The organism is Micromonospora globbae (assembly GCF_003610785.1).
GTDB lineage: Bacteria > Actinomycetota > Actinomycetes > Mycobacteriales > Micromonosporaceae > Micromonospora > Micromonospora globbae.
Genome location: NZ_RAQQ01000018.1, coordinates 35765 through 57430 on the forward strand (window position 1 = coordinate 35765; position 21666 = coordinate 57430).

Below are 21666 nucleotides of genomic sequence, written 5' to 3' on the forward strand. Positions count from 1 at the left end.
CCATGAGCGAACAGATCGGCAGCACGGTGTCGACCGAGCACCTGGTCCGGCGGTTCGGCACCGGCGCGGAGCGCCTGACCGCGGTCGACGACGTGACCCTGACGATCGCCGCCGGCTCGGTGGTGGCCCTCACCGGGCCCAGCGGGTCGGGCAAGTCGACCCTGCTGCACCTGATCGGCGCCATCGAGCAGCCCGACGAGGGGACCGTCACCGTCGACGGCGTGGACGTCACCGCCCTGCGCCGCGGCGGGCTGGCGCGGTACCGGCAGCGCGTCGGCTTCGTCTTCCAGCGCTACCACCTGCTGCCGGCGCTCACCGTGCTGGACAACGTTCTCGCGCCCGTGCTCCCCCGCCGCGGCCGCGCCGACCACGTGGCCCAGGCTCGGGAGCTGGTCGAGGCCGTCGGCCTGGCCGGACGGGAACGGGCCCTGCCGGCGCAGCTCTCCGGCGGCCAGCAGCAGCGGGTCGCCATCGCCCGCGCGCTGATGGGCCGGCCGGGGCTGCTGCTCGCCGACGAGCCCACCGGCAACCTCGACTCGACCACCGGCGCGCAGATCCTCGACCTGCTGCTCGGCCTGCGCGACCGGCACGGCATGACGATCGTGCTCGCCACCCACGAACGGGCCATCGCCGCCCGCTGCGACCGGCTGATCCGCCTCGGCGACGGCCGCGTGGTCGAGGACCTCGACCTCACCGAGGGCGAGGACCCGGCGGACACCTTCGACCGGGCCGCCCGCCTGCGGCTGTGAAGCGCGGCGACGGTCGGCGGGCCGGTGCAGGCCACCGGGCCGACGCGGGCCGGTCAGGACAACCCGCCGGCGGGCGCCGGATCGGTCAGGAGCCCACCGGGCTCGCGTTGCGGACCTGCTCGGCGATCCGTTCGGCGACCTCCCGGGCGGTCGTCTCGGTGGCGGCCTCGACCATCACCCGGACCAGCGGCTCGGTGCCCGACGGGCGCAGCAGCACCCGCCCGGTGCCGCCCAGTTCGGCCTCGGCCCGCTCGACCTCCGCGCGCACGGCCGGGGCGGCGGCGCCCACGGTACGGTCGCCGACCGGCACGTTGATGAGCACCTGCGGAAGCTTGGTGACCACGGCGGCCAGGTCCGCGAGGCTGCGGCCGGTGGCCGCCATCCGCGCCATGAGGTGCAGGCCGGTGAGCACGCCGTCGCCGGTCGTGGCGTACGCCGGCATGACGATGTGCCCGCTCTGCTCACCGCCGAGCGCCAGCCCGGACGCGCGCAGCTCCTCCAGCACGTACCGGTCGCCGACCTTCGTCTCGACGAGCCGGATGCCCTCGGCGGACATGGCCAGCCGCAGCCCGAGGTTGCTCATCACGGTCGCCACGAGCGTGTCGTCGGTGAGCGTGCCGGCCTCCCGCATGGCGAGCGCGAGGATGGCCATGACCTGGTCGCCGTCGACCTCGTCACCCTCGGCGGTCACGGCCACGCACCGGTCCGCGTCGCCGTCGTGCGCGATGCCCAGGTGCGCGCCGTGCTCGACCACCGCGGCGCGGAGGGCCTCGATGTGGTTGGAGCCGCAGTCGTCGTTGATGTTGAGCCCGTCCGGCTCGGCGTGGATGGCGATCACCTCGGCGCCGGCCTCCCGGTAGGCCGCCGGGGCGACCTCCGCCGCCGCGCCGTTCGCGCAGTCGACCACGACCTTGATCCCGTCGAGTCGGTGCGGCACGGTGCCGACGAGGTGCTGCACGTAGTGGTCGGCGCCGTCGATCAGGTCGTGCACCCGACCGACGCCGGCGCCCACCGGACGGTCCCACGCCGTCGTGGCGTTCGCCTCGATCGCCGCCTCGATCTTCATCTCGATCTCGTCGGGCAGCTTGTGCCCACCGGCGGCGAAGAGCTTGATCCCGTTGTCCGGCATCGGGTTGTGCGACGCGGAGAGCATCACCCCGAGGTCGGCCTTGGCCTCGGCGGTCAGATACGCCACCGCCGGGGTGGGCAGGACGCCGACCCGGATCACCGTGGCGCCGGCGCTGGTCAGCCCGGCCACGACGGCGGCCTCCAGCATCTCGCCACTGGCCCGGGTGTCCCGGCCGACCACCGCCACCGGCGGATGACTCCGGTCCGTCTCGGCGAGTGTGTGCGCCGCGGCCACCGCGACCGCGAGCGCCAACTCGGGCGTGAGATCCACGTTCGCCCGCCCGCGGACGCCGTCCGTGCCGAACAACCGACCCATACCGCCGAACCTCCGTTGCCACGGCTGGAAGAAGAAGGAGGAAGAAAGGCGAAACGGCCGGCCCACCTCCCGATGCGGGAGGCGGACCGGCCGTCCGTCACACGTACAACGTGTAGCTGTTGATCAGCGCTTCGAGTACTGGGGAGCCTTGCGGGCCTTCTTGAGGCCGTACTTCTTGCTCTCCTTGACCCGGGCGTCCCGGGTCAGGAAGCCGGCCTTCTTCAGGGCCGGGCGGTCGTCCGGCTCGTTGGCGATCAGGGCCCGGGCGATGGCGAGCCGCAGCGCACCGGCCTGGCCGGTGATGCCGCCGCCACGCAGGTTGGCGATGACGTCGAACGACTCCGCCTTCTCGGCGGTCACCAGCGGGTCCTTGATGAGCTGCTGGTGGACCTTGCTCGGGAAGTACGCCTCGAGGTCGCGGCCGTTGCAGGTGATCTTGCCGGTGCCCGGCACGATGCGCACCCGGACGATGGCCTCCTTGCGGCGGCCCACGGTCTGGATCGGACGGTCACCACGGGGCGCGCGGGCGACGGGCGCCGGCGCCTCGGTGGCCTCGGGGGCGACCTCGGTGACGGTGATGTCGGTCATGCTGCTTCCTTCGCCCGCGCTCACTGCGCGATCTGCTTGATCTCGAACGGCACCGGCTGCTGGGCGCCGTGCGGGTGCTCGGCACCGGCGTAGACCTTCAGCTTCTTGATGAGCTTACGGCCGAGCTTGTTGTGCGGGAGCATCCCCTTGACAGCCAGCTCGACGGCCCGCTCGGGACGCTTGGTCAGAAGCTCGTCGTAGCCGACCTGCTTCAGACCACCGGGGTAGCCGGAGTGGCGGTAGGCGATCTTCTGCTGCCGCTTGTTGCCGGTCAGCGCCACCTTGCTCGCGTTCACGATGACGACAAAGTCGCCCGTGTCGACGTGCGGCGCGAAGGTCGGCTTGTGCTTGCCACGCAGCAACGTGGCGGCGTGGGTGGCCAGGCGGCCCAGCACGACATCAGAAGCGTCGATGACGTGCCACTGACGCTCGATCTCACCCGGCTTCGGGCTGTACGTACGCACAGGTCTACCTTGTCTCGTCGTCGGTCTGGGGTCGCGCGCCGGGTCACCAGGCGCGCACGAACGACCAAGCGTACCTGATGGGGCACGCCTCTGGATGTCGTACAACAGCAGGCAACGATACCCGGCGCCCGGTCGGCTGGTCAAAACGGGGTCCCCACCCGGCGCGCCCGCCCGGCCGCCATGGTCGATGTCACACCCGACCGGCGGGCTCCGGGCCCGGTGCCGCGCCCCGGCTCAACCCGGTGCCGCGCCCCGGCTCAGAGCTGCTGGAGGATGCGCAGCGCGCGCCCCACCCGTTGCATGGTCCCGCTGTCCGCCACGTCCACGCACTCGGTGAACCACTTCTTCATCGGTGAGGAGAGGCGGTCCGGCATGATCACGTACCGGCCCATCGGCACGGCGAGCGGTGAGTCCCGCAGCAGCTCCTGCTCGACCACCTCGGCCACGATCACGATGGGTACGGCGGTGGAGTTGTAGACGTCCGAGCTGATCACCAGCCCGAGCCGTTCCCGGGCGCCCTCGATGCGCCAGACCTCTCCCCTACGCAGCACGCGGACGCCCGCCGAAGAGCAGGTCGTCGACCATGTCCACCTCGCGGGCGTCGGCGAGCGCGGCCGACTCGAGATCCATGCCGGCGCGCTCGACCGCGTCGGCGTGGGCGGCGAAGACCTCGCGCAGCGCCTTCTCCCGGGCCGCCTGGTCCATCCACGCCGAGAGCGACAGCCCCTCGCGCTTGGCGAACCGCCGGGCCTCCTCGATCGTCTCGTCGGAGAACGACAGTGTCACCTTGGCAGTCATGCCGGAGAGACTACCCCTCGGTATGACTCTCAGTCATCCCGGCAACCGGCGGGCGGCAAACCGGACATCACGGCCTTCCGGCCGGGCCGGGCGGCGCTCAGGCCGGGCCGGGCCGCATCGGGCCGACGCTCAGGGGCGGCGGCCACCGAAGACCGCGAAGCGCCACTCCTTGAAGAAGCAGTCGACGTCGGCGAGGCCGGCATCGGCGAGCCACCGGCACTGGTCGGCCACCGGCGCCGGCCGGTCGTGCCGCATCCGCTCCCGTGCCGCCGCGATCTCGTCGGCGTCCGAGCCGAGTTCGGTGATCCGCGCCGTCCACACCTCGTCGTACCGGCGGTCCAGGGCGGGCGTCGGCCCGGCCACCTGCTCGGCGTTGACGAACACCCCGCCCGGCACCAGCGCGTCGGCCGCCCGCCGGTAGAGCGCCCGCTTGCCGTCGTCGTCCAGGTGGTGGATCGCCAGCGCGCTGACCACCGCGTCGTACCGGCCGGCCGGGAGCGGGTCGGCCAGGTCGGCGATCACGGTCCGGTGCGGCACGTCCCGGTCGCGCAGGTGGTCGCGGGCCACCGCCAGCATGGCCGGCGCCGCGTCGACCAGGGTGAGCCGTACCCCGGGCACGGCGGCGGCGACCAGCAGGGACAGCAGGCCGGTGCCGGCGCCCAGGTCGAGCACCTCGGGGGTACGCCCGGCGGCCAGCGCGGCGCGCAGCGGCGGCGCCGCCACCTCGACGGCCGTGCCGTAGAACGCGTCGAAGCAGGGCACCAGCCGGCGGCGGGCCTCGTCGTAGGTGCCGGCGACGGCGTCGAACGCCTCGGCGACGGTCATGGCGCCCTCCCAGAATCCAGGAAACCTGTCCCACATCCTAAACGTCCGAGAGCGGCCGGTCACCGTCTGGCGGTGTGAGCCGGCCGTGACAGGACCGAAACAGGAGGGACCCGGGCCGGAAACCGCCCGGCGGCACGCTGTGCCCGCATGACGCACGGTGCGCGGACGGCCACGCGGCCCCCGGCGAGCCGTGCCCGCACCACCACGACGGCCGGCGGCCCGTCGTCGACCGCCGGCGGCGAACGGACCCCGGGCGGCACCCGCCGAGGCCGCCCGACCTCTCGCCGGCGGCGGGCGGACCGCGTGGCGGCACCGCCGGACGCCGCCCCGGGCGCGGACGCCGTGGCCGCGGACGGGGCGCGCCGCCGGACGGGTGCGGACGCGACAGGAGGGGTGATGCGGGAGGAACTCGCCGGCTTCACCGTCGGAGTGACCGCGCACCGGCGGCACGACGAACTGGCCGCGCTGCTGGAGCGGCGAGGCGCCCGGGTCGTGCTCGCCCCGGCGGTGCGGATCGTGCCGCTGACCGACGACACCGGGCTCCGCGAGGCGACCCGTGCCTGCCTCGACCGGCCTCCGGACGTCCTGGTGGCGAACGCCGGCATGCGGGGCTGGCTGGAGGCGGCCGAGGGGTGGGGTCTGGGCGAGCCGCTGCGCGCGGCGCTGGCCCGGGCGTACGTGGTGGCCCGCGGCCCCGCGGCGCGCGCCGCCGTCCGTGCCGCCGGCCTGCGCGACCGGTGGTCCCCGCGTACCGAGGACTGCGACGAGGTGGTCGACCACCTGCGCCGGAGGGGGATCGCCGGGCGGGTGGTCGCCACGCAGCTGCACGGCGACTGGCAGCCGGAGTGCACCCTCGCGCTGGAGGCGGCCGGCGCGACGGTCGTCGAGGTGCCGGTCCACCGGTGGGCGCCGCCGACCGACCCGGCGCCGCTGCACCGGCTCGTCGACCTGATCGCCAACCGGCTGGTCGACGCGGTCACGTTCACCTCCGCACCGGCGGCGGAGGCCCTGCTGCGGGCCGCCGGGGACCGCAGCGAGGCGGTGCTCGCCGCGTTCCGGACGGAGGTGCTGGCCGGCTGCGTCGGACCGGTCACCGCGGAGCCGCTGCGACGGCGCGGGGTGCCGGTACGCACACCGGACCGCGCCCGGATCGACGCGCTGGTCCGCACCATCGCCGACGAGCTGCCCCGGCGCACGGTGAGTTGCCGTGCGGCCGGGCACGTCCTCACCCTGCGCGGGCACGCGGCGGTGGTCGACGGGGAACTGCGCCCGCTCGCGCCGGCCCCGATGGCGGTCCTCCGGGCGCTCGCGCAGCGGCCCGGGCGGGTGCTGTCCCGGGCCGCCCTGCTGCGGACGCTGCCGCGCGGAGCGGACGAGCACGCGGTGGAGATGGCGGTGGCCCGCCTCCGTGCCGGCCTGCGCGCTCCCCGCGTCGTGCAGACCGTCGTCAAGCGCGGCTACCGCCTGCGCGTGGACTGACCGCCGCGCGCCGTGGGCACTCGGGCGCGGCGTGGCCCCCGCCGGCGGCGGGTCAGCCGACGGGCGCCGGGTACCCCCGGCCGTGCTCGGCCTGGAGCCGGATCATGGCGTGCTCGACGACGGTGACCAGCACCTGCTTCACCGAGTCCCGGCGGCGGGCGTCGGTCATGATCAGCGGCACGTCGGGCGAGATAGCCAGCGCCTCGCGAACCTCCTCCAGCTCGTAGCGCGGCGCACCGTCGAAGCAGTTCAGCGCGACCACGTACGGCAGCTTGCGGTTCTCGAAGTAGTCCAGCGGCGCGAAGGCGTCGGTGATCCGGCGGGTGTCCACCAGCACGGCGGCCCCCACCGCACCCCGGATGATCTCGTCCCACATGAACCAGAAGCGGGTCTGACCCGGCGTACCGAACAGGTAGAGGATCAGGTCGTCGGCCATCGTGATACGGCCGAAGTCCATGGCGACGGTGGTGGTCTCCTTGCCCGGCACCTTGGACGGGTCGTCGATCCCGACACCCGCCGCGGTCATCACCGCCTCGGTCCGCAGCGGGGTGATCTCGGAGATCGAACCGACCAGTGTGGTCTTGCCGACGCCGAACCCGCCCGCGATGACGATCTTGGCGGAGACGATCCCGCGGCTCTGCTGCCCCCTGGCGGGGTCATAGCCTGCGAAGTCCACTTAGCACCCTTCCCAGCAGTTCCATCCGCTCCTCGAACCCCTCGGCGGGAGCAGCAGCGTGTAGCGTCAGCAGGCCCTCGGCCACCATGTCGGCGACCAGCACCCGGGCGACGCCGAGCGGCATCCGGGTGTACGCGGCGATCTCCGCCAGCGACTGCGCGCGTCCCTCGCAGACGGTGGCGATGCGGTGCTTGTCGTGGCCGGCGAAGCGGGACTCGGCGACCTGGGTGGGCGTCGCCATGAGGACCGCTTCCAGAGCGATGTCCTGCCGGGGCTCCGTACGGCCGCGGGTGACCGCGTACGGGCGCACCAGCGCGCCGCGCGGGTCACGCCGGGGTTCCATCCGCGATCACCTCCTCTCCGTGCCGGCGCCCGTGCGGCCCCGGCCCCTTCCCGTTCCTGTGCGGGCGCGCGGGCGCGCCCCGTGTGCTACGAGCGCACCGCGTCCCGCGGCAGCGGCACCAGCGCGGCGCCGACCCGCTCGACCAGCAACGCCATCTCGTAACCGACCTGACCCACGTCGCAACTGCGGGCGGCCAGCACCGCCATGGAGGACCCGTCGCTGATCGACATGAGGAACAGGTAGCCGCTGTCCATCTCGATGACGGTCTGCAGCACGCCGCCGGCGCTGAACATCCGGGCGGCACCCTCCGTCAGGCTCACCACGCCGGACGTGATGGCGGCGAGCTGGTCCGCCCGGTCCGGGGGCAGGTCCCGGGACGAGGCGAGCAGCAGCCCGTCGGCGGACACCGCCACGACGTGGGCGATCCCCGCCACGCTGTCGGCGAAGTTGGTGAGCAGCCAACCCATGTCCTGCATGGCCGCTGGCCTGTTCATCGGGTCTCCTTGGTAGAGGTGCGGTTCTGGTCCGTACCGGCCGACCGACCGCGTTGCACGCCGCGGTGGTAGGCCGACAACAGACCACGTACGTCGTCCGGGCTGCGCCGGGTGCGCTGCTGGCCGCCGCGCGGCTCGACACCGCCGGGGACGAGCTGGGCCTGCGGCACGCGCTTGGGCAGACCGGACCGGGTGGTCCCGCCGGTGGCCGGCTCGGCCGCCCGGCTGGCGCGCGACCAGCCCTCGTCGGCCGCCGTCCGCCAGGCCCCGGCGTCACTGTCCGGCGCGGAGGACGCCGTGCTCGCGGCGGGCGTCGCGCTCGCGGGGGGCGCGGCCGTGCTCGCGGCGGTCGTGGCCGTGCTCGCGGCGGTCGCGGCCGTGCTCGCCGGCGGAGTGTACGACGGCGGCGGCTGGGGCGGGGGGACGGCGCCGCTGCCACCGGGGGTACGGGTGGGCAGTGGCGGGGCCGGGGCGGCCGGAGCCGTGGCCGCCGGGGCGGCGCTGGCGCCGACGGTCGGGGCGGCACTGGCCACCGGCGCGGTGGTCGGGGCGGCGGACGGCGTACCGGCGGGCGGCTCGTCGAACTGCGGCCGGGTGAAGATCGCCGTGGCGTCGTTGCCGTGGGAGCGGAACCAGACCGCCTCCATCTCCCGGAAGATCGGCGCCTCGGCCGCCGGCTCGGGACGCGCCGCGACCGGTGCCGGCGGGACGGCCGGCATGGGCGGCGGAGCCGCCGGCACGGGCGGGGCGGGCGGGGCGGCGCCCGGCCCCGCGGTGGGCCCGAGCGGCAGCCCCGCCGCGGACGACAGGTCGGTGGCGCTGGTGGCCGGCGAGCGCCGGGGCAGCGGGGCGAGCGTCGGGTGGGCGGCCGTCGGGTTGTCGGCGAGCCCACCGGCGTACGCCGGCCGGGCCGGCGGCGTCGCGGGAGCGGGTGGCGCGGCCGGCGGCGTGGCGGTCAGGCCGCCCGCCGACACGGCCGGGGCGCCGTCCTGGGCGTCCATCGGGGACTGCCACGGTGCCGGCGCCGGCGCGCTCGTGCGCCACTGGCTGGTCAGGGTGGCGGCCGAGGTGAGGCCGGTACGCGGCTCGGCGAGCGCCACCGGGGTGTGGGGCGCCTGCTCGACCGCCATCGGCTGCCGCGGCCTCGTGAGCGTCTGCTCCCGACCCCGGTGCGTCGGCAGCACCACCGTGGAATTGGGCAGGGTCACCTGCGCGACGGTGCCGCCCTCGACGTTGCGCCGCAGCTCGACGCGGATGCCGTAGCGTGCCGCCAGCCGGCTCACCACCGCGAGACCCATCAGCCGGAACGCCGCGACGTCCACTGTCGGCGGCGCCGCCAGCCGGCGGTTCAGCGAGTCGAGCTGCTCGTCGGTGAGGCCGAGCCCGCGGTCCTCGATCTGGATGAGCACGTAGTCCCGGATGCGCCGGCCGTCGGCGACGACGATCGTGTTCGGCGGCGAGAACCGGGTCGCGTTGTCCAGCAGCTCGGCGACGAGCCGGACCACGTCGTTGACGGCGTGCGCCGCCACCGAGATGTCGGTGTCGACGGTGCCGAACTCGATGCGGTTGTAGAGCTCGACCTCGGACTGCGCGGCGCGCAGCACGTCCACGAGCAGGGCGTCGTCGCGCCGCGGCACGGCCGAGTCGGCGCCGGCCAGCACCAGCAGGTTCTCGTCGTTGCGGCGCATCCGGGTGGCCAGGTGGTCCAGCTCGAAGAGCTGGGCGAGGCGCTTCGGGTCCTCCTCGCCGCGCTCGATGGCGTCCAGCTCGCCGATCATCCGGTCGACCAGCGTCTGGCTCCGCCGGGCCAGGTTGAGGAACATCGCCGAAACGCTCGTACGCAGGGCGGCCTGCTCGGCGGCGATCCGCACCGCCTCCCGGTGCACCACGTTGAAGGCGGTGGCGACCTGGCCGACCTCGTCGCGGTTGGTGAGGTTGATCGGGTCGCGGACCTGCCGGACGATCTCGTCCACGCCGCCCTCGCCGACGCTGCCCATGTTCTGCAGGCGCTGCACGGCGTCGGGCAGGTCGTGGTTGGCCACCGAGAGGGCGCCCTCGCGGAGCCGGCGCAGCGAGTCGTTGAGCGACCGGGCCAGCACGACGGCGAGCGTCACGGCGATCACCAGCGTGAGCAGCACGAGCACCGACTCGATGAGCGCCTGCTGGATGACATCCGAGCGCGCCTGGTCGGTCTGGGCGAAGAGCGCGTCCTGCAACTGGATCTCGGCCCAGCGCATCAGGTCGTTGACCGCGCCGATGGCGGCGGTGGCGGCCGCCGCGGTGACGAACGGGCGCTGGCCGACCGAGCGGGTGATGTCCGCGGCGACCCGGTCGGCGAGGCCGACCGCGTCACCGGAGACGGTGCTGTTCACGAGGGCCTGCTGCGCCGGGTCGGCGGTCAGCGAGAAGGCGAGCAGCGCCTCCTGCTGGCTGGTCAGCGTGGCCACGAACGACGAGAACTGCTCCTCGTCGAGCTGGCCGGCGCTGAGCGCGGTGAAGGCCACCGCCTCCTCCTCGGCCACCGCGGCCTTCGCGCGGGCGAAGGCCGCGACGGCGCGGCGGGCGTCCGCGAGGCGCTCGCTGCCGGGCAGCTGGGCCAGCCCGTCGCCGTACGAGACCAGGTCGTCGAGGATGACGCCGTAGCGGAGCACGGCCTCGGCGATCGCCATCTGCCGGCGGTCCAGCACCTCCTGCCGGGTGCTGTCCAGCGTCTCCAGGTGGGCGTCGATGGCGGCCAGCCGCTCGCGCAGGGCGGCCGGCACGTCGTCACCGACGCGCCGGCGCTCCTCGCGGTACGCGTCGACGCGCTGCTGGGTCTCGCGGACGCGCAGGTTGTAGGCGTCGGCCTGCTGCTGCGGCGCGGCCAGGTACTCCGCCGCGGCCATCCGCTCGGCGTGCAGGTCCTGGGTCAGCGCGGAGACGTCGACGGCCAACTGCGTCAGCGACCGGGCCTGGGTGGCGTCGAGGGCGCCCTGCCCGACCGAGATGAGCCGGACGGTGGCCAGCGCGATGACCGCGGCGACGGGCACGACCAGGATCAGCGCCAGCTTCGACCGGATCCGGGCGTCACGCAGCCGGGGCAGTCGACGACGCGCCGGCCGGGCACTCGCACGGTTCTCGGGCAGAGTCGTCGGTCCGGTGCTCACGACATCGCCTCCGTCGTTTCATCCACGCCTGAACCGCCGAACCGTGCCGGGCGCGGTGGGCGGCGGCACGCGCGGCACGGCCGCGATTTCATCAGAGACGCTCCTGTTTGGGAAGCCGCAGCCGGGCAGATAACGGTCGGACGGCGCGCAACCCCTGATCCGGTCAACTGTTACCTTCAATTCCGCAAGGCCCTGAACTGGTCATGTGACCACAGAGTGGTCGGTCGTGTGTGGAAAGTGACCGCTTGCAAACGCCGTACGTCACCAACATGTGGGACGGCCGTCCCGAAACGACCATCCGCGCACGCGCTTGACCGCAGCGCCCGCCGTTGGCAAGGTTTTGCAGGCTTCGCGCACACCGTACGGCACACCCTTCCCGTCGCTCCACTGAGGACGGAATAGTGGCGGTGACCGGGCAGCGCCCCCGCGCCCCGCACCTGGAGGACGACTTGAGCCCCATCCGCTCCGCGACCCTCGCCGCGCTCGCATCCGTCGTGCTCGCCGGCACACTCACCGGTTGCCAGTTCGGCGACGACGAGGTGGCGGCGAGTCCGATCGTGATCGCCGCGGACCTCGAACTCTCCGGCTCCGCCGCGCCGATGGGCAAGGCGTACCAACGCGCCCTGGAGCTGAAGGTCGAGCAGCTGAACGCCTCCGGTGTGCTGGCCGGGCGGCGGATCGAACTGCGGGTGAAGGACAACCGGTCCGACGCCAGCGAGTCGCTGCGCAACATCGGCGACTTCAGCAGCGACCCACAGGTCAGCGCGATCATCATGGGCAGTTGCAACGAGTGCGTGATCGGCGCGGTGCGGACGATCAACGAGAAGCGGATCCCGACGATCGCGCTCGCCACGTCCGACGCGGTGGCCAACCCGGTGGCGGAGCGGCGGTACGTCTTCAAGCTCGGCCCGAACGCCGACGACAACGCCTCCGCCCTCGCCAGCGAGCTGATCCGCAAGAACGTCCGCAAGGTGGCGCTGCTGCGCAGCGACGACGACTACGGCCGCGAAGGGGCGACCGCGCTGCAGGGCGAGTTCGACAAGGCCGGCATCAGGCTGCTCCGCGAGGCCACGGTGAAGCCCACCGACACGGACGTCAACCAGCAGATCGCCTCGCTCACCGCGCGCAAGCCCCAGGCGCTGGTCCTCTGGACCTCGCCGGAGCAGGCCGCCCTCGCCGCCACCGCGGCCCACGACGCCGGGTTCACCGGCTCGCTCTACCTCGACGCCGGGGCCGCCGGTGACCTCTTCCTCGGCGAGTCCGCCAAGGCCACCGAGCGGGCGACCCTGATCTTCACCCAGACCATGGTGATCGACGACGTCATCGCCACCACGCCCGCCAAGGCGGCCCGCCGGCAGTGGTTCCAGGACTACACCGCCCGGTTCGGCGGCTACAACGGCGGCTCCTCATTCGCCGCGGACGCGCTCCAGCTCATCGCCGACGCGCACCTGCGCGCCGGCGGCCCCGCCGACCGGGTCAACCGGAACGGCATCCGGGACGTGCTGGAGACGTCCCAGCTCGACGGCCTCTCCGGCCCCATCCGGATGACCCCGGACAACCACTCGGGGCTGATGCCGCAGGCGCTGACGACGCTCGTGGCGCGCAACGGGCGCTGGCGGTTGGCGGGTTGACCCGGGCCGGCCGGTGGTAGGTGTCCCGGCCGTGAGCCTCCGTCGCGGGCCGGGTTTTGGGTGTGGCCCACCACGCCCGGCTCCGGGCGGTCAGGCTTGATCCCTGCGCCGGGCGCGGTGGGCCACACCCTTGGCGCTTCGGCGTCGGGCACGTTCGCGGGCCGGTCTTCCCGGTGGGAAGGCCGGCCCGGCGTCCGTTGTGGAGGATCTCCCGGGGTGACCCTGATGCCGTCTGGCGGTGTCGTCTGGCTGCCCGGTGGTCGCTGTGGTTTTCAGCGGCTGCTCGTGGTTTCGCGGACCCAGGGCAGGGCGAGGCGCTCGACCAGCACGACGGCGCTGTACAGCAGGATGCTGACCAGCGCGACCAGCATGATGGCCGCCCACGCGGTGGCCGTGTCGCCGATGCCCGCGTACTGCTGGATGACGTAACCGAGACCGCCCTCGCCGGCCTGGAACTCACCGATCACCGCGCCGATGGCGGCCAGCGGCATGGCCACCTTGAGGCCCACGAAGATCTGCGGCAGCGCGGCCGGGAAGCGCACCTTGCGGAACGCCTGCCAGCGGGACGCGTTCCAGGAGAGCACCAGTTCGGCGAGGTCGGCCGGCGTGGTGGTCAGGCCGGTCGCCGTGGCGAGCACGATCGGGAAGAACGACAGCAGGAACACCATCGTGAGGATCGGCTTCTGGCCCCAGCCGAGCGCCACCACGAGCAGCGGCCCCAGTGTGATCTTGGGCACCGCGTTCACCGCGACGAGGAACGGGGTGAACATCCGCTCCACCGTCCGGGACGACGCCAACGCCAGCCCGATGAGGACGCCGGCCACCGCGGAGAGGGCGAACCCGATGAGGATCTCCAGGGTGCTGTCCCAGGTGTGTTCGAGCATCCGGGCGGGCTTGTCGACGAACGCGGTCAGCACGTCCGCCGGGGGTGGCAGGGCCGCGGGGTGGACCAGCTCCAGCCGGGCGGTGAGCCACCACACCGCGAGCGCGATCAGCAGGCCGACCGCGGGCAGCAGCGCCGCGCCCGCCCCGGCGACGCGCGCCCGGGCGGCCCCGCCGCCGCGTGCCACCGGTTCGGTCCCCGCGGTCGTGGGTTCGGTCACCGGCTCCGCCGACCGGACCTCCGTCATGTCTCCTCCTTCGGATCGTCCGGCACGGGCCGGGACGCCGGACGGGGTGCGTCCCACCGGACTCCGGTGGGCGCACCCCGTGTCAACTGAGTGATCAGGCCTTCGGCGTGAGGCTGAAGTCGATGATCTGCTCGGGGGTGATGTTCTGCTTCAGGGTGCCGGCGCCCTGGAGGATGGCGATGCTCTTGGCCACCCGGCCGCTGTCCAGGGTGCCCAGGGCCGTGCCGGAGTTGCTCGACCGGACGTACCCGGCCATCAGCTGAAGCTCGGCTGCGGCCGAGGCGACGTTGGTCGCGTCGACGTTCTTCTTCAGGATCTCCGCGGCCTCCTGCGGGTTCGCCAGGCTGTACTCCAGGCCCTTCATGAGCGCCGCGGTGAACTTCTTCACCATCTCCGGCTTCTCCTTGGCGATCTTCGAGGAGGTGATCAGCACGTTGCCGTAGAGGTCCTGCATCACGTTGCTGTAGGGCAGCAGGACGGCCTTCTTCTTGGCCACACCCTCGATGGTGGGCTGGCCGACGACGAACTGGCCGATGCCGTCCACCTGGCCGGTGGCCAGCGTCTGGATCAGCGTCTGCGCGTCCCCGTTCACCCACGTCACCTTGCTGGCGTCCACGCCGGCCATCCGGGCGTACGTCGGGAAGAGGTTGCGGACCACGGAGCCGGGGGTGTCGGCGAGCTTCTTGCCCTCCAGGTCCTTCGGCGTGGCGATGCTCTTGCCCTCGAGGGTGGCGATGGCGGCCATGGTGCGCTGCTGGATCGCGGCCACCGCCACGAAGTCCTTGGCCTGCCCGTTGCCGAGCTGGAGCAGGCCACCGGTCAGGTCGATCGGGCCGAAGTCGGCCTGGCCGCCCACGATGGTCTGGATGACGGAGCCGGTGCCCTGGCCGGGCTTGATGTCGACGTCGAAGCCGGCCTCCTTGAAGAAGCCCTTGTCCTTCGCCACCCAGGCGTACGAGTCACGGCCGAAGTTGCCGAACGAGGTGAGGTAGGTCACCTTCTCCAGTCCGCCCGAGCCGCCGCCCTTGTCGTCGGAGGAATCCGAGCCGCCGCTGCAACCCGCGGCGAGGGCGAGGACGGTGGCCAGCGCGGCCGCGGCGACCGTACGGGTCAGCCTTCTCATCAGTGCACCATGTCCTTTCCGACCGGGGCCGGCAGGCCACCGGAGGGGTTGTGGCGGGGCGCCGGCGAAAGGGGGCAGGCCGGCACCACCGTCGTGAGGGGACTCTTCGCGGGCACAGCGTACGAGAACCCAACCTTTGCGACGCCAGGCGTTTCGGGTTGCGGAACGGAAACAAACTGACGTCCACCCCGGACGGTGCACTCGGGATCCAGGCGGGCTAGCCTGTGTCGAATTCCTGACCGCCCACTCAGGGGAAGGCACGCCGGAGATGATCCGACTGTCCGGAGTGTCCCGCACGTTCGACGGCCGTTCGGGCCGCGTCGAGGCGTTGCGGGGGATCGACCTCGACGTCGCCGAGGGTGAGTTCGTCGCCGTCCTCGGCCGTTCCGGCTGCGGGAAGTCCACCCTGCTGCGGCTGGTCGCCGGGCTCCTGCCGGTGACGGCCGGCGAGATCACCGTCGCCGGCACGCCGGTCGCCAAGCCCCGGCGGGACATCGCGATGCTGTTCCAGAAGCCCGCCCTGTTGCCCTGGCGTACGGTCCTCGACAACGTGCTGCTGCCGGTCGAGATCTTCGGCTGGAGCCGGGCCAAGTACCGCGATCGTGCCCGGCAGCTGCTCGACATGGCCGGGCTCGCCGGCTTCGAGAAGCGGCTGCCGCACGAGCTCTCCGGCGGCATGCAGCAGCGCGTGTCGCTCTGCCGGTCGTTGATCGGCGAGCCCCGGGTGATGCTCATGGACGAGCCGTTCTCGGCGCTGGACGCGCTCACCCGCGAGGAACTCTCCGGCGAGCTCCAGCGGGTCCACATGGAGAGCGCCGCCACGATCGTCTTCGTCACCCACTCGATCGACGAGGCGGTGCTGCTCGCCGACCGGGTGGTGGTGCTCAGCCCCCGACCCGGCCGGATCCGCAAGATCGTGGACGTGGACATCCCCCGGCCGCGCACGCTCGGCCGCAACGCGCACCTCGCGGACGTCGCCCGGGTCAGCGCCGACCTGCACGAGCTGCTCATGGAGCGCGACCAGCCGGTGGCCGCCGGCGCGGAGGGACGATGACCGTGCGGGTGTCGGTCTTCGTCGAACCGCACCGTGGCGCCACCTACGACGACCAGCTCCGCTTCGCGCGGGCGTCCGAGGCCTGCGGGTACGAGGGCTTCTTCCGCGCCGACCACTACCAGTCGATGGGGGACGACCCCGGTCTCCCCGGCCCGACCGACGCCTGGCTGACCCTGGCCGCGCTGGCCCGGGAGACCGACCGGATCCGCCTCGGCACGCTGGTCACCTCGGCCACCTTCCGGCTGCCCGGGCCGCTCGCCGTGATGGTGGCCCAGGTGGACCGGATGAGCGGCGGCCGGGTCGAGCTGGGCATCGGCGCCGGCTGGTACGAACGCGAGCACACGTCGTACGGCATCCCGTTCCCGCCCGTCGGCGAACGCTTCGACCGGTTGGCCGAGCAGCTCGAGGTGGTCACCGGGCTGTGGCGGACCCCGGTGGGCGAGACCTACCGCTTCACCGGCGACCACTACCGGCTGGTGGACGCGCCCGCGCTGCCGAAGCCGGTGCAGGTGCCCGGGCCCCCGATCATCCTGGGCGGCCGCGGCCCGAAGCGCACCCCGGAACTCGCCGCCCGTTACGCCGACGAGTTCAACATGCCGTTCACCTCGGTGGAGAAGACCGCCGAGGCGTACGAGCGGGTGCGCGAGGCCTGCGACCGGGTGGACCGGGCCGGGTCCGGGCGGGCGCCGCTGGTGCTCTCCGCCGGGATCGTCGTGGCCGTCGGCCGGACCGACGCCGAGGCGCACCGCCGGGCCGCGCCGCTGCACGTGGCGAGCGCGCTGCCGCCCGAGGACGCGGTGGTCGGCTCCCCCGCCCTGCTGGTCGAGCGGATCGGCCGGTTCGCGGCGATCGGCGCCACCCGGGTGCACCTGCGCTTCACCGCGATCGACGACCTCGACCATCTGGAACTGATCGCCAGCGACGTGCTGCCGCAGTTGGACGGAGTGGACCGATGAGCAACGTGACCGACGGCATCGAACTCGGGCCGGTGGGCCAGGAGGTCGTGTACGAGAACGACCGGGTGCGGGTCTGGCACATCCGCCTCGAACCGGGTGAGTCCCAGCCGCTGCACCGGCACGACCACCCGTACCTCGTGGTGGCCGTCCAGGGCGCCAAGAACGTCGTGCAGACGATCGACGGCACCCGGATCGACGCCGACGAGCCGACCGGCGGCGTCGTCTACCGGGACCCGGGCGCCGTGCACATGCTGACCAACGTCGGCACCACGACCTATCTGGCCCGGCTGGTCGAACTCCTCTAGGGCGGCCGTCCGGGCGGCCGTCACGTTGCGCGGCGTGCCGGTGGCGATCCGGCGTACCAGGTGCGTAACGTGCCGGACATGGCCATTCGGACGTGGGGCAAACTGCTGCTCACAGCGCTCGGGGTGAGCGTGCTGGCCGGGGCCGGTCAGCTGGGCGTCGCGTACGGCTTCGGCATCGTACGGCTCACCGGCGCCTTCACCGGGGCGACCGTCAACCAGTGGCCGGCCCAGCTCGTGTGGGTCGCCTGGTTCGCGGCGAACGCCGCCGTCGCCGGCGCGGTGCTCGCCGGGCGCCTCGCGCGCCGCGGTCCGGTGCCGGCCACCACCGGCCGGCACCTCGCCGTCGGCGCGGCCGCCGCGCTGGGCGCCACCGCTGTCGCGCCGCTGTGCATGCAGCCCGCCCGGGCCGCGGAGCTGATCTCCGTCGACCCGGTGTTCGCGGTCGGCATCTGCGCCGTCCTCGGCGCGGTCGTCGGCGCCGGCGCGGCCATCGCCGTGCTGCTCAACCCACCGCTCGGCTGGAACGTGGCGGCGGTGGCCGGCGCCGTCTGGCTGCTGGCGCTGCTCTCCGCGCTGCCGTCCCTCGGGGCGAGCGGCCCGCTGCGCACGGTCCGGCTCGGCGTGCTGGAGCCCACCTGGCTGGACGCCGACGCGGCCCAGCGGCTGTCGCTGTTCCTGCTGCCGATCGTGGCGCTGCTCGCGGGGGCGTCCACCGCCGGGCTGGCCCGCTGGCGGGGTCAGGTACCGCTCGTCAGCGGTGCGACCGGGGTGGCCGGCCCGGTGCTGGTGGCCTTCGCCTACCTGACCGCCGGGCCCGGCGACGCGGTGGACCGGTACCAGACGACGCCGTACTACGGCGCGCTCATCGCGGTGGCCGCCGGAGCCCTCGGCGCGGCCGCCGCGGCCCTGCTGCGCTGGCCGGCCGGCACCCGGACCACGGGCGCGCACGCCATCACGCCGAGCGCCGTCCTTCCCCCGCTGCCCGCCGGTCCGGCGCTGCCGCCGACCGGTACGCGGCCCGGTCAGCCGGACGAGAACGCGGACCCGGCCGGCGCCGACCTCGCCGTACGCCCGACCGGCACGGTCACGTCACCGGACGCCCTTCCCGTCACGGGCCTCACCGGACCGACGACCGCCCGCACCGCCCCCGTGCACTGGGACTGGCCGGAGACGGGGAGCGCCACCCGGTCGTGGCCGACGGACGACCGCCGGCGGCCGCTCGTCGACGACCCGGCCTCGGCGCCGCTCACCGTCGAGTCGACGCTGGGCCGTCCGGCCGGCACCGCCTCGGAGGCGCCCGATGCCGCGTCCGGCGCCACGGGCGCCACGCCTCCGGCCGCCGCCGAGGACACCGGCGTCGAGCCCTCGGCCGCCGAGGGCGCCGGGGCGCGGCGCAGGTCGGCGGCCCGGAAGCGGACGTCGTCGGGCCCCGCCGACCCGGCTCCGACGGGCTCGGTCACCGAGGCGACGGGCCGGACGGCGACGCCGGCCGAGGTGCCGTCGGCTGCCGAGGGGTCCTCGGCAGCGCCGTCGTCGCCGTCCGCGAGCGCCGCCGCGTCCACCACCGAGGCGACGCCGACCGAGGGGACCGGCGCGGACGCACCGACGCCGCGACCGCGCCGCACCCGCAAGGGCCGGTCCTCGACCAGCCGTACCGGCGCGGACGCGCCGGCCGCGGCCACCGCCACCGGCGCATCCGGGCCGGCCGGCGGCGCGGACGCCACGGCCGCCACTGCGGAGACCTCACCCCCGACCGGCGCCACGTCCGCAGCCACCGCGCCCACGACCGGCACGGCGGACGCCGCACCGTCGGCCGCCGGCACGGCCACGGCCGGAAGCGTCGGCAGCGCGGCCACGGCTGGAAGCGTCGGCAGCGCGGCCACGGCCGCAAGCGTCGACGTCACGGCCACGCACGCCGGCGTCGACGCCACGGCCGGCAGCGCGGGCGCCGTAGCGGCGGACGGCGTCGGACGTGCCGCGGCGCCCGAAGGCCACCCCGGTGCGGACGCCCCGGCCCGCCCGTCGGCACCGGCACCCGACCGCGCCGCCCCACCCGCCGCCGACCAGGTGGCGACCACGCCGCCCACCGGCGGACGCGTCACCGCCGCACCGGCAGCCGACGACCGCGCAACCGGTGACGACGACACGACGAGCGAGCCGCTCCCGAGCGGCACCGCCACGGCCTCGGGCGAGAAGACGGCGGCCACCTCGCGGCTCGGCGACGACCCGACGGCCGGGACGGGCACGGACACGTCGTCCTGGCGGCTGACGCCGGCCTGGCCGGTCCCCCGGCGCACACCGCCCGCGGCGGCCGAACCGGCCCACCCGGACGCACCGGAGAAGCCGTCCGAGGCGACGCCGCGGGCCCGGCACCGCGCCCCGCTGCCCGACCTCCACCGGGCCGCGAACTGGGAGGCCCTCGCCACCGCCCGCCGCGCCGGACCGGTGTCGACCGGTACGCCCACCACCCCGGTGAACGGCGCCGCGACGGACGACGGCGAGGACGACGCCCCACCGCCGGCCACGGAGGCGGCGCAGCCGAACGGGCGTGAACGCAGCCGGCTCGGGCTGTTCCGGCGCAACCGCTCCCGGAATCCGGAGACCGAGGAAGCGGAGCCGTTGGCGGCGCAGGACGAGGAGTACGTCGACTGGGTGGCGGGGCTGGGCCGGCCACTGGCCGACAACGAGCCCGAGCAGGAGAGCGGCCGGCGCTCGCTGCGCTCCACCGGCCGCCACCACCGGGACTGAACCGGGACTGACCGCCACGACGACGCCCGGGGCCCTCGCCCCGGGCGTCGTTCCGTGTGGACAGCCCGCCGCCGACCAGGCGGACAACCCGGTCAGGGTGGGCGGCCCACCGCCGGTCAGGCCAACGGCAGGTAGACCCGCCCGCCCGCGTTCACGAACTCCGCCGACTTGTCCCGCATGCCGCGGGCCGCGTACTCCTGGAGATCCTGGGTGATCTTCATCGAGCAGAACTTCGGGCCGCACATCGAGCAGAAGTGTGCCGTCTTCGCCGGCTCGGCCGGCAACGTGGCGTCGTGGTACGACCGTGCGGTCTCCGGGTCGAGCGCGAGGTTGAACTGGTCCTCCCAGCGGAACTCGAACCGCGCCTTCGAGAGCGCGTCGTCCCACGCCTGCGCCCCGGGATGCCCCTTCGCGAGGTCGGCCGCGTGCGCCGCGATCTTGTACGCGATCACGCCGGCCTTCACGTCGTCCCGGTCGGGCAGCCCCAGGTGCTCCTTCGGGGTCACGTAGCAGAGCATCGCCGTGCCGAACATGCCGATCATCGCGGCGCCGATCGCCGAGGTGATGTGGTCGTACGCCGGCGCGATGTCGGTGGTCAGCGGCCCGAGGGTGTAGAAGGGCGCCTCGTGGCACCACTCCTGCTGGCGGTCCACGTTCTCCTTGATCTTGTGCATGGGCACGTGCCCCGGACCCTCGATCATCACCTGGACGTCGTGCTCCCAGGCGACCCTCGTCAACTCGCCGAGCGTCCTCAGCTCGGCGAACTGCGCCTCGTCGTTGGCGTCGGCGATCGAGCCGGGGCGCAGCCCGTCGCCCAGGGAGAAGGTGACGTCGTACCTCGCGAAGATCTCGCACAGCTCGGCGAAGTGCGTGTAGAGGAAGTTCTCCTCGTGGTGCGCGAGGCACCACGCCGCCATGATCGAGCCACCCCGCGACACGATCCCGGTCACCCGGTCCACGGCCAGCGGCACGTACGGCAGCCGCACCCCCGCGTGCACGGTCATGTAGTCGACGCCCTGCTCGGCCTGCTCCACGACGGTGTCCCGGAACACCTCCCAGCTGAGCTTCACCGGGTCGCCGCCGACCTTCTCGAGAGCCTGGTAGATCGGCACGGTGCCGATCGGCACGGGCGAGTTCCGCACGATCGCCTCACGGGTCTCGTGGATGCGCTTGCCGGTGGAGAGGTCCATGACCGTGTCCGCGCCCCACCGGGTGGCCCAGGTCAGCTTCTCCACCTCCTCGGCGATCGACGAGCTGACCGCCGAGGTGCCGATGTTGGCGTTCACCTTGACGAGGAACGCCTTGCCGATGATCGCCGGCTCGCACTCGGGGTGGTTGACGTTCAGCGGCAGCACCGCCCGACCGGCCGCGATCTCGTCGCGGACGAACTCCGGCGCCATCCCCTCCCGGATCGCCACGAACTCCATCTCCGGCGTCACGACACCCGCCCGGGCGTACGCGAGTTGTGTGGGCCGCCGGCCGTCCGCACCCGCCAGCGGGGTGCCGGCTCCGCGCACCGGGGCGACGTCGCCCCGCTCGGCGATCCACGGTCCGCGCAGCGGCGGCAGCCCGACTTGCGGGTCGGACCCGGGCCCGGAGGTGTCGTACAGCCGCACCGGCGGGTTGTCCCCGGTCAGCGTCACCTCGGCGAACGGCACCCGGACGTCCGGCCGCGACCCTTCCACGTACACCTTGCGTCGTGCCTGCATGACA

General features: G+C 73.9%; 20 protein-coding genes. 7 read left to right on the forward strand and 13 right to left on the reverse strand.

The window, feature by feature from the left end:
* Positions 1-2 precede the first annotated feature (2 nt).
* A complete protein-coding gene (locus D7I43_RS22825; RefSeq protein WP_120330609.1) occupies positions 3-749 on the forward strand; it encodes an ABC transporter ATP-binding protein in 747 nt (248 codons plus the stop codon).
* Positions 750-834: 85 nt separating this feature from the next.
* Here the strand turns inward: D7I43_RS22825 and glmM are convergent, their stop codons facing one another.
* From glmM to D7I43_RS22855, 6 genes are all read right to left on the reverse strand, one after another.
* Positions 835-2193, reverse strand: coding sequence for a phosphoglucosamine mutase (gene glmM, locus D7I43_RS22830; protein WP_120330610.1), 1359 nt, complete (start codon positions 2191-2193; stop codon positions 835-837).
* 123 nt (positions 2194-2316) lie between these two features.
* Positions 2317-2781, reverse strand: a complete 465-nt coding sequence (rpsI, locus tag D7I43_RS22835; RefSeq protein ID WP_120330611.1) for a 30S ribosomal protein S9 — start codon at positions 2779-2781, stop codon at positions 2317-2319.
* Positions 2782-2801: 20 nt separating this feature from the next.
* Positions 2802-3245 carry a 50S ribosomal protein L13 gene (gene rplM, locus D7I43_RS22840; RefSeq protein WP_120330612.1) on the reverse strand — a complete coding sequence of 148 codons (444 nt, stop codon included), beginning with the start codon at positions 3243-3245 and terminating at the stop codon, positions 2802-2804.
* 257 nt (positions 3246-3502) lie between these two features.
* Complete coding sequence (locus D7I43_RS22845) at positions 3503-3796, reverse strand: type II toxin-antitoxin system PemK/MazF family toxin (RefSeq protein WP_120330613.1); 294 nt, start codon at positions 3794-3796, stop codon at positions 3503-3505.
* Positions 3786-4043 (reverse strand): DUF6364 family protein, encoded by a 258-nt coding sequence (locus tag D7I43_RS22850; RefSeq protein ID WP_120330614.1) that lies wholly within the window; start codon positions 4041-4043, stop codon positions 3786-3788. The genes D7I43_RS22845 and D7I43_RS22850 overlap by 11 nt, the downstream gene beginning before the upstream one ends.
* 129 nt (positions 4044-4172) lie before the next feature.
* Positions 4173-4868, reverse strand: coding sequence for a class I SAM-dependent methyltransferase (locus D7I43_RS22855; RefSeq protein WP_120330615.1), 696 nt, complete (start codon positions 4866-4868; stop codon positions 4173-4175).
* Positions 4869-5264: 396 nt separating this feature from the next.
* Between D7I43_RS22855 and D7I43_RS22860 the strand changes: the two genes are divergently transcribed.
* Complete coding sequence (locus D7I43_RS22860; RefSeq protein WP_120330720.1) at positions 5265-6347, forward strand: uroporphyrinogen-III synthase; 1083 nt, start codon at positions 5265-5267, stop codon at positions 6345-6347.
* Positions 6348-6399: 52 nt separating this feature from the next.
* On the opposite strand, the gene D7I43_RS22865 is transcribed toward D7I43_RS22860, so the two are convergent.
* From D7I43_RS22865 to D7I43_RS22880, 4 genes are all read right to left on the reverse strand, one after another.
* Positions 6400-7023: a GTP-binding protein gene (locus D7I43_RS22865; RefSeq protein ID WP_120330616.1), complete on the reverse strand. Its 624-nt coding sequence runs from the start codon at positions 7021-7023 to the stop codon at positions 6400-6402.
* Entirely contained in the window at positions 7004-7366 is a 363-nt protein-coding gene (locus D7I43_RS22870; RefSeq protein WP_120330617.1) for a DUF742 domain-containing protein, read from the reverse strand. Before D7I43_RS22870 ends, D7I43_RS22865 begins: the two co-directional genes overlap by 20 nt.
* A gap of 86 nt (positions 7367-7452) precedes the next feature.
* Positions 7453-7860 (reverse strand): roadblock/LC7 domain-containing protein, encoded by a 408-nt coding sequence (locus D7I43_RS22875; protein ID WP_088976088.1) that lies wholly within the window; start codon positions 7858-7860, stop codon positions 7453-7455.
* On the reverse strand, positions 7857-11006 hold the full coding sequence (locus D7I43_RS22880) for a sensor histidine kinase (protein WP_120330618.1): 3150 nt from the start codon (positions 11004-11006) through the stop codon (positions 7857-7859). Before D7I43_RS22880 ends, D7I43_RS22875 begins: the two co-directional genes overlap by 4 nt.
* A 449-nt stretch (positions 11007-11455) precedes the next feature.
* Between D7I43_RS22880 and D7I43_RS22885 the strand changes: the two genes are divergently transcribed.
* On the forward strand, positions 11456-12637 hold the full coding sequence (locus D7I43_RS22885) for an ABC transporter substrate-binding protein (protein WP_120330721.1): 1182 nt from the start codon (positions 11456-11458) through the stop codon (positions 12635-12637).
* 272 nt (positions 12638-12909) lie between these two features.
* Here D7I43_RS22885 and D7I43_RS22890 read toward each other — a convergent pair whose 3' ends face one another.
* Together D7I43_RS22890 and D7I43_RS22895 are read right to left on the reverse strand one after the other, a co-directional pair.
* Positions 12910-13767, reverse strand: coding sequence for an ABC transporter permease (locus D7I43_RS22890; protein WP_120330619.1), 858 nt, complete (start codon positions 13765-13767; stop codon positions 12910-12912).
* 94 nt (positions 13768-13861) lie between these two features.
* Positions 13862-14890: an ABC transporter substrate-binding protein gene (locus tag D7I43_RS22895; RefSeq protein WP_120330620.1), complete on the reverse strand. Its 1029-nt coding sequence runs from the start codon at positions 14888-14890 to the stop codon at positions 13862-13864.
* 268 nt (positions 14891-15158) lie between these two features.
* On the opposite strand from D7I43_RS22895, the gene D7I43_RS22900 reads away from it, so the two are divergent.
* From D7I43_RS22900 to D7I43_RS22915, 4 genes are all read left to right on the forward strand, one after another.
* The gene (locus D7I43_RS22900) at positions 15159-15944 is read left to right on the forward strand and encodes an ABC transporter ATP-binding protein (protein ID WP_120330621.1); all 786 of its coding nucleotides are present in this window, start codon (positions 15159-15161) and stop codon (positions 15942-15944) included.
* A 2-nt stretch (positions 15945-15946) separates the two neighbouring features.
* Positions 15947-16900 (forward strand): LLM class F420-dependent oxidoreductase, encoded by a 954-nt coding sequence (locus D7I43_RS22905; RefSeq protein ID WP_120330722.1) that lies wholly within the window; start codon positions 15947-15949, stop codon positions 16898-16900.
* Positions 16897-17205 (forward strand): cupin domain-containing protein, encoded by a 309-nt coding sequence (locus D7I43_RS22910; protein WP_120330622.1) that lies wholly within the window; start codon positions 16897-16899, stop codon positions 17203-17205. Before D7I43_RS22905 ends, D7I43_RS22910 begins: the two co-directional genes overlap by 4 nt.
* A 78-nt stretch (positions 17206-17283) precedes the next feature.
* Positions 17284-19953, forward strand: a complete 2670-nt coding sequence (locus D7I43_RS22915) for a hypothetical protein (RefSeq protein WP_120330623.1) — start codon at positions 17284-17286, stop codon at positions 19951-19953.
* A 116-nt stretch (positions 19954-20069) separates the two neighbouring features.
* Here D7I43_RS22915 and thiC read toward each other — a convergent pair whose 3' ends face one another.
* Complete coding sequence (gene thiC, locus D7I43_RS22920; protein ID WP_120330624.1) at positions 20070-21662, reverse strand: phosphomethylpyrimidine synthase ThiC; 1593 nt, start codon at positions 21660-21662, stop codon at positions 20070-20072.
* Positions 21663-21666: the final 4 nt, after the last annotated feature.